Origin of the sequence: Klebsiella sp. 10982, from assembly GCF_048589245.1 — a bacterium.
In the GTDB taxonomy this organism is placed as follows: Bacteria; Pseudomonadota; Gammaproteobacteria; order Enterobacterales; family Enterobacteriaceae; genus Klebsiella; species Klebsiella quasivariicola.
Genome location: NZ_JBMAXV010000047.1, coordinates 21,481 through 31,829, shown reverse-complemented (window position 1 = coordinate 31,829; position 10,349 = coordinate 21,481). Strand labels below are relative to the sequence as shown.

At 56.1% G+C, this 10,349-nt stretch carries 9 protein-coding genes; 5 read left to right on the top strand and 4 right to left on the bottom strand.

What is annotated here, in order from left to right:
• The first annotated feature begins 318 nt into the window (after window positions 1–318).
• Entirely contained in the window at window positions 319–1,077 is a 759-nt protein-coding gene (locus ACKLKD_RS24025) for a M48 family metallopeptidase (protein ID WP_025713485.1), read from the top strand.
• 377 nt (window positions 1,078–1,454) lie between these two features.
• Window positions 1,455–2,723, top strand: coding sequence for an OprD family outer membrane porin (locus tag ACKLKD_RS24020; protein ID WP_080898045.1), 1,269 nt, complete (start codon window positions 1,455–1,457; stop codon window positions 2,721–2,723).
• A 132-nt stretch (window positions 2,724–2,855) separates the two neighbouring features.
• On the opposite strand, the gene speB is transcribed toward ACKLKD_RS24020, so the two are convergent.
• The 4 genes from speB to ACKLKD_RS24000 form a co-directional block, all read right to left on the bottom strand.
• Window positions 2,856–3,776, bottom strand: a complete 921-nt coding sequence (gene speB, locus ACKLKD_RS24015; protein ID WP_004205166.1) for an agmatinase — start codon at window positions 3,774–3,776, stop codon at window positions 2,856–2,858.
• Between the two features lie 233 nt (window positions 3,777–4,009).
• A complete protein-coding gene (speA, locus tag ACKLKD_RS24010) occupies window positions 4,010–5,986 on the bottom strand; it encodes a biosynthetic arginine decarboxylase (protein WP_008806456.1) in 1,977 nt (658 codons plus the stop codon).
• 8 nt (window positions 5,987–5,994) lie between these two features.
• Window positions 5,995–6,126, bottom strand: a complete 132-nt coding sequence (yqgB, locus tag ACKLKD_RS24005) for an acid stress response protein YqgB (protein WP_002916578.1) — start codon at window positions 6,124–6,126, stop codon at window positions 5,995–5,997.
• Window positions 6,127–6,210: 84 nt separating this feature from the next.
• Entirely contained in the window at window positions 6,211–6,360 is a 150-nt protein-coding gene (locus ACKLKD_RS24000; RefSeq protein ID WP_420061990.1) for a hypothetical protein, read from the bottom strand.
• Between the two features lie 467 nt (window positions 6,361–6,827).
• Here ACKLKD_RS24000 and metK point away from each other — a divergent pair, with 467 nt between their 5' ends.
• The 3 genes from metK to ACKLKD_RS23985 all read left to right on the top strand — a co-directional run bounded on the left by metK (window position 6,828) and on the right by ACKLKD_RS23985 (window position 10,336).
• Entirely contained in the window at window positions 6,828–7,982 is a 1,155-nt protein-coding gene (gene metK / locus ACKLKD_RS23995; RefSeq protein ID WP_004149807.1) for a methionine adenosyltransferase, read from the top strand.
• Between the two features lie 381 nt (window positions 7,983–8,363).
• Window positions 8,364–9,758 carry a sugar porter family MFS transporter gene (locus ACKLKD_RS23990; RefSeq protein WP_087805964.1) on the top strand — a complete coding sequence of 465 codons (1,395 nt, stop codon included), beginning with the start codon at window positions 8,364–8,366 and terminating at the stop codon, window positions 9,756–9,758.
• 77 nt (window positions 9,759–9,835) lie between these two features.
• A complete protein-coding gene (locus ACKLKD_RS23985) occupies window positions 9,836–10,336 on the top strand; it encodes a SprT family zinc-dependent metalloprotease (RefSeq protein WP_025713488.1) in 501 nt (166 codons plus the stop codon).
• Window positions 10,337–10,349 lie beyond the last annotated feature (13 nt).

Sequence of the window (10,349 nt, the reverse complement as noted above, 5' to 3'; positions counted from 1 at the left end):
CGCACGAATAGCGTTAGCAAGCTCTTTACGTGAGGACATTTTGACTCCAGTTCGGACTGTTGAAGGCCATGCCCTTAACGACTTGACGAGAGCGCGTTTTGGGCTACGCCGGAAAAAAGTGTGAACAATGTAACCCAAGCGACAAGTCATGTACATGGAGCATCCTTTTGCCCTTTAAGAAATCTCTGGAACAGGTTGTGCTACCCCGGAATCCGCTCGCCCGCTTCCTGCGATACTCTTTATAATTTACGCAGAATACGGTTCCCTGCCGTCGCCGTATTGTCGGATAAACAACCATAAGATTGTGGAAGATAAAAAATGAAAATTCGCTCAACCGTACTTGCTCTTGGGATCGCAGCAACCCTTACCGGATGTCAGAACATGGACTCCAACGGTCTGCTCAGCTCAGGCGCCGAAGCCTTCCAGGCTTACTCCCTCAGCGACGCGCAGGTGAAAACCCTAAGCGACCAGGCCTGTAAAGAAATGGACGCCAAAGCGAAAATCGCCCCGGCCAGCAGTGAATACAGCCAGCGTCTGAGCAAAATCGCGGCCGCGCTGGGCGATAACATCAATGGTCAGCCAGTGAACTACAAAGTGTATGAGACCAAAGATGTAAACGCCTTCGCGATGGCCAACGGCTGCATCCGCGTCTACAGCGGCTTGATGGACCTGATGAACGATAATGAAGTTGAAGCGGTGATCGGCCACGAAATGGGCCACGTCGCCCTGGGCCACGTGAAGAAAGGCATGCAGGTCGCGCTGGGCACCAACGCCGTGCGTGCGGCGGCAGCCTCCGCGGGCGGCATCGTCGGCAGTCTGTCGCAGTCGCAGCTGGGCGATCTGGGTGAAAAACTGGTGAACTCGCAGTTCTCCCAGCGCCAGGAGTCGGAAGCGGATGACTACTCTTACGACCTGCTGCGTAAACGCGGCATCAATCCATCAGGGCTGGCCACCAGCTTCGAAAAACTGGCCAAGCTGGAAGCCGGCCGTCAAAGTTCCATGTTTGACGATCACCCGGCCTCAGAAGCGCGCGCCCAGCATATTCGCGATCGCATGAAGGCCGACGGGATTAAATAATCGACAGTGGGAGGCATTATCGCCTCCCTTTTTTATATTGCAGGAAAAATATTTAGCCGCATAAATTGATAACTTAAGCGCACAAACTGTTAATTATAACCGCTTCACTTTACAGGCAATTATTTTATATCCGAAACCTCAGCAAAATATTATTTGGCAAATGAAAAACGGCGGACACAATCCGCCTTTCAGAACCGCATTCCTCCAGATAATAAATAGTCCAGCCCTTACCGCCGCACGCTGCCGTGGCGCGCTACATCACTTGTTTCCTGCCGATACCATTGCTCACACAATGATTGCTTTCGACATTATTTCAGGAGAATATCTGGTCAGCAGTGATTCCCTTGAATATATCGACAGACAGAGAAGTGCCTTCAGTGAAAAAAGAATTATCGTTAATCGCACTTGGCATTATTGCCGCCACGCCGACTTTCGCCAGCCAACAATCCGCCAGCCAGGGCTTTATTGACGACAGCCATCTGGATCTCTTTTTGCGTAACGCGTATATCAAACGTGATTATCGTGACGGACTGCCGGATAAGGCCGAATGGGGCCAGGGGATTATCGCCACCTTCGAATCCGGCTTTACCCAGGGTCCGGTTGGCTTCGGCGTGGACGGTATCGCTCAATATGCGGTACGCCTTGACGGCGGTCGCGGGCGCAGCGGCGCGGGCGGGATCGACTTTTTCGCCCAGGATGACGATGGCCGGGCGAAATCCGATCTTGCGAAATTCGGCGCCACCGGCAAAATGCGCTTCTCAAATACCGTACTCAGCTACGGCAGCCAGCGCCCGATGCTGCCCATCGTCTATGCCGACGACTCACGTCTGCTGTACGAGAGCTATACCGGCACCATGCTGACCTCACGCGAAATCGATGGTCTGGAAATTAACGCTGGCTACCTGACCGATCAGCAGCGCAAAAGCGACGACAGCCATAACAGCGGCCTGAAAAGCCTGACCTTCGGCGGCGCCAGCTACCGGTTCAACGACCAGCTTAGCGGTGCGCTGTTCGCTTCACACGTCGAAGATGTGCTGAACAAACAGTATCTTGGCCTGAATTATAAGCAGCCGTTCACCGCCAACCAACAGCTGGTTCTCGACTTCAACGGCTATAACTCACGCCTGGATCAAGAATATGCCGATGCCAATGACACCGGGCGCAGCAACAGCATCTGGAGCCTGGCCGCCAGCTACATCTGGGATATTCACACCTTTAAGGTCGCTTACCAGCAAAGCAGCGGCAGTACCGGCTACCATTATGGCGGCTACCAGAACCAGGGCGGCGTCGGCGATGGCGGCAACACCATTTGGCTGGCTAACTCCTACTGGTCTGATTTTAATGGTGAAGATGAACGCTCGTGGCAGGCGTCGTACGGACTGGATTTTGCCGGGCTGGGGTTGCCGGGGCTGACCTGGACCACTGCCTACGTGCGCGGGGATAACATTAAAACTTCAGAGACCAGCAACGGGAAAGAACATGAATGGTTCAACCAGGTTCAGTACCAGGTGCAAAACGGCGTGGCGAAAGATTTGAAATTCAGACTCCGCTATTCGGTGCTGCGCGTTTCCAGCAACGCCAGCGACTATAACGTCAGCGGGAATGAAGTCCGGTTCTACGTCGAATATCCGTTTAACGTATTTTGATGCGTTGATGACCCCTCTCCTGCGGGCCGGCCCTCTCCCGGCGCGCAGGAGCTATCGCCCGGCGCCTTGATAACCCCTCTGTGCCGTGCGCAACCCTCTCCCGGGAAGGGAGAGGGTCGGGGTTAATCCGGGTTATTCACCCTTCTTCGCCGCCTGGATATACAGCATCTCCAGCGCCAGGGTCGCCGCCGCCAGAGCGGTGATTTCGGACTGATCGTAGGCCGGAGCCACTTCCACCACGTCCATCCCAACGATGTTCAGATCCTTCAGACCGCGCACCAGCTTGATCGCGCGGTCTGAGGTCAGCCCGCCGATAACCGGGGTACCGGTGCCTGGCGCAAACGCCGGATCCAGACAGTCGATATCAAAGGTCAGGTAGACCGGCATGTCACCGACGATCTGCTTCACCTGGGCAATCACGTCATCAACGCTGCGGTCGTTGACCTGGCCGGCGTCCAGCACCGTAAAGCCATTGTCTTTGTCGAACTCGGTGCGGATCCCGATCTGCACCGAGTGGTTCGGATCGATAAGCCCTTCGTTCGGCGCGGTATAGAACATGGTGCCGTGGTCGAACTCGCAGCCGTTGGCGTAGGTATCAGTGTGAGCATCGAAGTGCACCAGCGCCATTTTACCGAAGTGCTTGGCGTGGGCGCGCAGCAGCGGCAGGGTGACAAAGTGGTCGCCTCCGAAGGAGAGCATGCGCTTACCTGCCGCCAGCAGCTTCTCGGCGTGAGCCTGCAGCTTCTCGCTCATTTCGCGCGCGTCGCCGAAGGCGTACACCAGATCGCCGCAGTCCACCACGTTGAGGCGTTCGCGCATGTCGAAGTTCCACGGGAAACGGTTGTGCTCCCAGGCGAGGTTAGTGGAAACCTGACGGATAGCCGCCGGGCCATGACGGCCACCCGCGCGCCCGGAGGTCGCCATATCGAACGGTACGCCGGTGATGACCCAGTCCGCATCGCTGTCGTAAGGCATGAAATTCATCGGCAAACGCAGAAAGCCAAAGGCATTGGATACCAGGGAGTTATCGTATTGATGACCTAAAGTGCTCATGGATATGACCTCTTTTCGCAGTCGTGGAACGTAAAAAATAAGTATAAAAAAACCCCTCCGCGTCGTTAGGCCCGACGAGGAAGGGTTTGATAGATAAATCGCTTATTGGCGTGAATTATCGCCGGTAATGCATACGGGTTCAAGTAAGTATCGCATTCCGCCGGATGACGGCTTCGCCTTATCCGGCCTACCTTCGCAGGCCCGGTAAGCGCTACGCCACCGGGCATCAATGGTTACTCGTCTTCCAGATAAGTATAGCCGTACAGTCCCGCCTCAAACTCTTCGAGGAACTGCTGCTGCAGCGCGTCGTCCAGGCCGGTATTTTTCACCTGATCGCGGAACTGGGTCAGCAGCGTGTTCGGATCCAGCTGCACATACTGCAGCATGTCCGCCACGGTGTCACCCTCGTCGGACAGCTCAACCTCAACGCTGCCGTCAGGGAAGACGAACACGTCCACCGCCTCGGTATCGCCAAACAGGTTATGCATGTTGCCGAGGATCTCCTGATAGGCGCCGACCATAAAGAAGCCCAGCATCGGCGGGTTCTCCGGGTCGTATTCCGGCATCGGCATGGTGGTGGCGATCCCGTCGCCGTCCACGTAGTGATCGATGGCGCCATCGGAGTCGCAGGTGATGTCCAGCAGCACCGCGCGGCGCTCCGGCGACTTGTTCAGCCCTTCCAGCGGCATCACCGGGAACAGCTGATCGATCCCCCAGGCATCCGGCATCGACTGGAACAGCGAGAAGTTGACGTAGATTTTATCCGCCATGCGTTCCTGCAGCTCATCAATGATGGGGCGATGCGCGCGGTTGCTCGGGTCGAGCTGCTTCTGCACTTCATGGCACATGTTCAGATACAGCTGCTCGGCCCAGGCGCGCTCCTGCAGGTTAAAGGTGCCGGAGGAGTAGCCGATATGGATATCGTGCAGGTCCATCTGGCTGTCGTGCAGCCATTCGCGCAGCGAGCGGCGATTACCGGTCTCGTGCATCTCCAGCCAGGTTTCCCACATGCTCTGTAGCGGACGCGCAGCGTCTTCCGCCGGCGGGGTCGCCTCGGTGTATTCGTTACGCTCCACGCCGATGATGTTGGAAACCAGCACGGTATGGTGCGCGGTCACCGCGCGGCCGGATTCGGTGATCACCGTCGGGTGCGGCAGGCCATTCTCTTCGCAGGCATCGCCGATGGCCCAGATGATATTGTTAGCGTATTCGTTCAGGCCGTAGTTCACCGAGCAGTCAGACTGCGAGCGTGTGCCTTCGTAGTCCACGCCCAGACCGCCGCCGACGTCGAAGCACTGAATATTGACGCCCAGCTTATGCAGCTCGACGTAGAAACGCGCCGATTCACGCACGCCGGTAGCGATATCGCGAATATTGGCCATCTGCGAACCGAGGTGGAAGTGCAGCAGTTGCAGGCTCTCAAGATGCCCTGCGGCACGCAGGATCTCAACCAGCTGCAGTACCTGGGTCGCCGCGAGGCCAAACTTGGACTTCTCGCCGCCAGAGGATTGCCATTTGCCGGAGCCCTGCGAGGCCAGACGCGCACGCACACCGAGGCGCGGCACCACGTTCAGGCGCTCGGCCTCTTCCAGCACGATGGCGATCTCGGACATCTTCTCGATGACCAGATAGACCTTGTGGCCCATCTTCTCGCCCACCAGCGCCAGACGGATGTATTCGCGGTCTTTATAACCATTACAGACGATGACGCTGCGGGTCATCCCGGCGTGCGCCAGCACGGCCATCAGTTCCGCTTTCGAACCGGCTTCCAGACCCAGCGGCTCGCCGGAATGGATCAACGATTCAATCACGCGACGGTGCTGGTTAACCTTAATTGGGTAGACGAGGAAGTAATCGCCGTTATAGCCATACGATTCACGCGCGCGTTTGAAGGCGGCGTTGATCGAGCGCAGGCGGTGCTGCAGGATCTGCGGAAAGCAGAAGAGTGCCGGCAGGCGCTGTCCTTGCGCTTCACGCGCTTTGACTAATTCCGCGAGGTCAACGCGCGCTTCCGGGACGTCCGGATCCGGGCAAACGCTGATGTGGCCCAGTTCGTTGACGTCATAATAGTTATTGCCCCACCAGGCAATATTATAAGTACGCAGCATCTTGCTGGCTTCCTGGGAGCTCATCGCTACCTCCTGCATGGAACGTAATACACCGTGTTCGCCTGCTGACGAAGGCGAAACCATAGACATGTCGTCAGACATAGCGAACCTCAATTTTTAATAATAAGTGTAAGACAGTTAACTACTATCGCAGTCCAAAGATGCGATAACAACCCATGAACAGTCCTAAAGCCCAGCACTATCTGCTGGTTTTGCGACTGCGCGACCGGTTTCTTATTCATATCATCGTAAAACACGTAGCCGAACAGAGTATGACAGTCCGGAGAAACCACGAGAAAACTCTTGCCTGGCAAGAGCGCCCTTGTTCAGTTTTCTGACGGCCGACCGGCCCTGGAATCCTGAGAAGCGCCGAGATGGGGTGAACATCGGCTGGTTTGCATGAGAGAGATGCAGGTTGCGGAGTGCTGGCGCGCGACAGAACGACGCGACGAATCAAGCGAAAAACGTTGGTTCATTATCTGGTATCACCTCCACACCGCCCTGCGACAGGGTCGGCGACAAGCCAAAGCTATACATACCGGGCAACAGGCGCTACGCCGCTGCGAGATTCTGTAAATACAGACTGCTTAACCCGGCTGGAAGTGGCACCACAGGGCCATGCCCCGTGCGCTTTTTTAATGAGCCGCGCGCGGCGTTTTATACCGAGAAGCGGGGTAAAAAGCAAAATAAAAATGTGCCTGCCTGCGCCGTTGTCAGGAAAATTTGCCAGACCCGTTTTCCCATAAATGCGACCGCCATCAAAAAAGGCTGGAAATAGGCTCAAGATTTGACCTAAAATGGCCGTCCAGAAGTTAATCCGTCTATACTGATTAACACTCAGACTGCTCGTGTCGCAACCTGCGCGGCTTTGCGCTGATAATCCACCAAAGCCACATCACACAACAGTATGAGCTACCCGAATCGTCCACAGGTGAAATAAAATATGGCAAAACACCTCTTTACGTCTGAGTCCGTATCAGAAGGGCATCCTGACAAAATTGCTGACCAAATCTCTGATGCTGTGCTGGATGCGATCCTCGAGCAGGATCCGAAAGCGCGTGTCGCATGTGAAACCTATGTCAAAACCGGCATGGTGCTGGTCGGCGGCGAAATCACCACCAGTGCATGGGTTGATATCGAAGAGATCACTCGCAACACCGTCCGCGAAATTGGCTACGTGCATTCCGATATGGGCTTTGACGCTAACTCGTGCGCCGTACTGAGCGCCATTGGTAAACAGTCTCCGGACATCAACCAGGGCGTTGACCGTGCCGATCCGCTGGAGCAAGGCGCAGGCGACCAGGGGCTGATGTTTGGCTATGCCACCAACGAAACCGACGTGCTGATGCCGGCGCCGGTGACCTACGCTCACCGTCTGGTGCAGCGCCAGGCTGAAGTGCGTAAAAACGGCACCCTGCCGTGGTTGCGCCCGGATGCGAAAAGCCAGGTAACCTTCCAGTATGACGACGGCAAAATCGTCGGCATCGATGCAGTCGTTCTGTCCACCCAGCACGCGGAAGATATCGACCAGAAATCGCTGCAGGAAGCGGTGATGGAAGAGATTATCAAGCCGATTCTGCCGACCGAATGGCTGAACGCTTCGACCAAATTCTTCATCAACCCGACCGGCCGTTTCGTTATCGGCGGCCCGATGGGCGACTGCGGTCTGACCGGTCGTAAGATCATCGTTGATACCTACGGCGGCATGGCTCGTCACGGCGGCGGCGCGTTCTCCGGTAAAGATCCATCTAAAGTTGACCGTTCCGCAGCCTACGCGGCGCGCTATGTGGCGAAAAACATCGTTGCCGCAGGCCTTGCTGACCGTTGTGAGATTCAGGTTTCCTACGCTATCGGCGTCGCTGAACCGACTTCGATCATGGTCGAAACCTTCGGCACCGAAAAAGTGCCTTCTGAACAGCTGACCCTGCTGGTACGCGAGTTCTTCGACCTGCGCCCTTACGGCCTGATTCAGATGCTGGATCTGCTGCACCCGATCTACAAAGAAACCGCAGCCTACGGTCACTTTGGTCGCGAACATTTCCCATGGGAAAAAACCGACAAAGCGGCACTGCTGCGCGAAGCGGCCGGTCTGAAATAATCCCCCGCTTCCTCTCTTTAAGGCCAGCCTCGTGCTGGCCTTTTTATTTTCCCTCTATCTGCTCCCTGCGCCTTGCTTAAGCAGAACGTGACATTGCCATGAAAGCGATTACATATTGATGCCTATCACTTTCTCCTCTAAGCAGGCAGCTTATGGAGGTATTTTTCACAATGTTACATATTGTTTCGGTCAACTCTGATTACCGTTTTTCAAATTGTCGACTATCCTTGTTTATATTGCTGATTTAAAAAGCATTTAATGTATTACGTTTCTTTACCTTTGTGTAAACGATTACACAGCCGTGACTATAATCACGTTTTTTTACCGACGAGTGTCCTACCCTAACCATCGACAGAATCAATAACTCAACTGGAGGGCGTTATGCCTGACAACAAAAAACAAGGGCGTTCGAACAAGACCATGACGTTCTTCGTCTGTTTCCTCGCCGCGCTGGCTGGCCTGCTGTTCGGCCTTGATATCGGTGTTATTGCGGGTGCCTTACCCTTTATTGCCAATGAGTTCCAGATTTCCGCTCACACTCAGGAGTGGGTGGTCAGCTCCATGATGTTCGGTGCCGCCGTCGGTGCGGTCGGCAGCGGCTGGCTCTCCTTCAAACTGGGCCGTAAAAAGAGCCTGATGATCGGCGCCATCCTCTTTGTCGCGGGTTCTCTGTTCTCTGCCGCTGCGCCAAACGTCGAGATCCTGCTGGTCTCCCGCGTGCTGCTGGGGCTGGCGGTGGGTGTTGCCTCATACACGGCTCCGCTGTATCTCTCGGAAATCGCGCCGGAAAAAATTCGCGGCAGTATGATTTCCATGTACCAGCTGATGATCACCATCGGGATCCTTGGCGCCTATCTCTCTGATACCGCTTTCAGCTACAGCGGCGCCTGGCGCTGGATGCTCGGCGTGATCATCATTCCGGCAATATTGCTGCTGATTGGCGTCATCTTCCTGCCGGACAGCCCGCGCTGGTTCGCCGCCAAACGTCGCTTCGTCGATGCCGAACGCGTGCTGCTCCGCCTGCGCGATACCAGCGCCGAAGCGAAACGTGAGCTTGACGAGATCCGTGAAAGCCTGAAGGTGAAACAGTCCGGCTGGTCGCTGTTTAAAGACAACAGTAACTTCCGCCGTGCGGTGTTCCTCGGCATTCTGCTGCAGGTGATGCAACAGTTCACCGGGATGAACGTCATCATGTACTACGCGCCGAAGATCTTTGAGCTGGCGGGTTATGCCAACACCACTGAGCAAATGTGGGGGACGGTAATCGTCGGTCTGACCAACGTGCTGGCCACCTTTATCGCCATCGGTCTGGTCGACCGCTGGGGCCGTAAACCAACGCTGATCCTTGGCTTTATCGTGATGGCCGCAGGGATGGGCGTGCTGGGCACCATGATGCACATCGGCATTCACTCTTCTACCGCCCAGTATGTTGCGGTCCTGATGCTGCTGATGTTCATCGTCGGTTTCGCCATGAGCGCCGGTCCGCTGATTTGGGTACTGTGCTCCGAAATCCAGCCGCTGAAAGGCCGCGACTTCGGTATCACCTGCTCCACGGCGACTAACTGGATTGCCAACATGATTGTCGGCGCCACCTTCCTGACCATGCTCAACTCGCTCGGCAGCGCCAATACCTTCTGGGTCTACGGCGGCCTGAACGTGCTGTTTATCCTGCTGACGTTGTGGCTGATCCCGGAAACCAAAAACGTCTCGCTGGAACATATTGAACGGAACCTGATGCAAGGTCGTCCGCTGCGCGAAATCGGCGCCCGCAACTAACCCGCCTGAGCTTCCTCCCTCCCCGGGAGGAAGCTTCCTCTTGCTCTCCCTCGTGCGCCGCACTATCCTCTGGCGCTATGAAAACACCCCGAATTCCCATCGCTATTCAGCAGGCCGTAATGCGCAGCCTGCGGGAGCATCTCGCCAACGCGAATCGCAAGCTGGAACGCTGCTATGCGGAGCCGACGCTGGTCTACCAACAGCGCGGTACCTCCGCCGGCACCGCCTGGCTGGAGAAAAACGAAATTCGTTTAAACCCGGTGCTGCTGCTGGAAAATCAGCAGGAGTTTATCGATGAAGTGGTGCCGCATGAGCTGGCACACCTGCTGGTCTGGCAGCATTTTGGCCGCGTCGCGCCGCACGGAAAAGAGTGGAAATGGATGATGGAGAGCGTCCTTGGCGTTCCCGCTCGCCGCACCCACCGCTTTGAACTCGATTCGGTTCGCCAGAACACCTTCCCCTATCGCTGCCGCTGTCAGCAGCATCAGCTCACCGTCCGTCGCCATAACCGGGTGGTTCGTGGTGAGGCCACCTACCGCTGCGTTCGCTGCGGCGATCTGCTGGTGGCTGAAAAATAACCATTGGAATTAA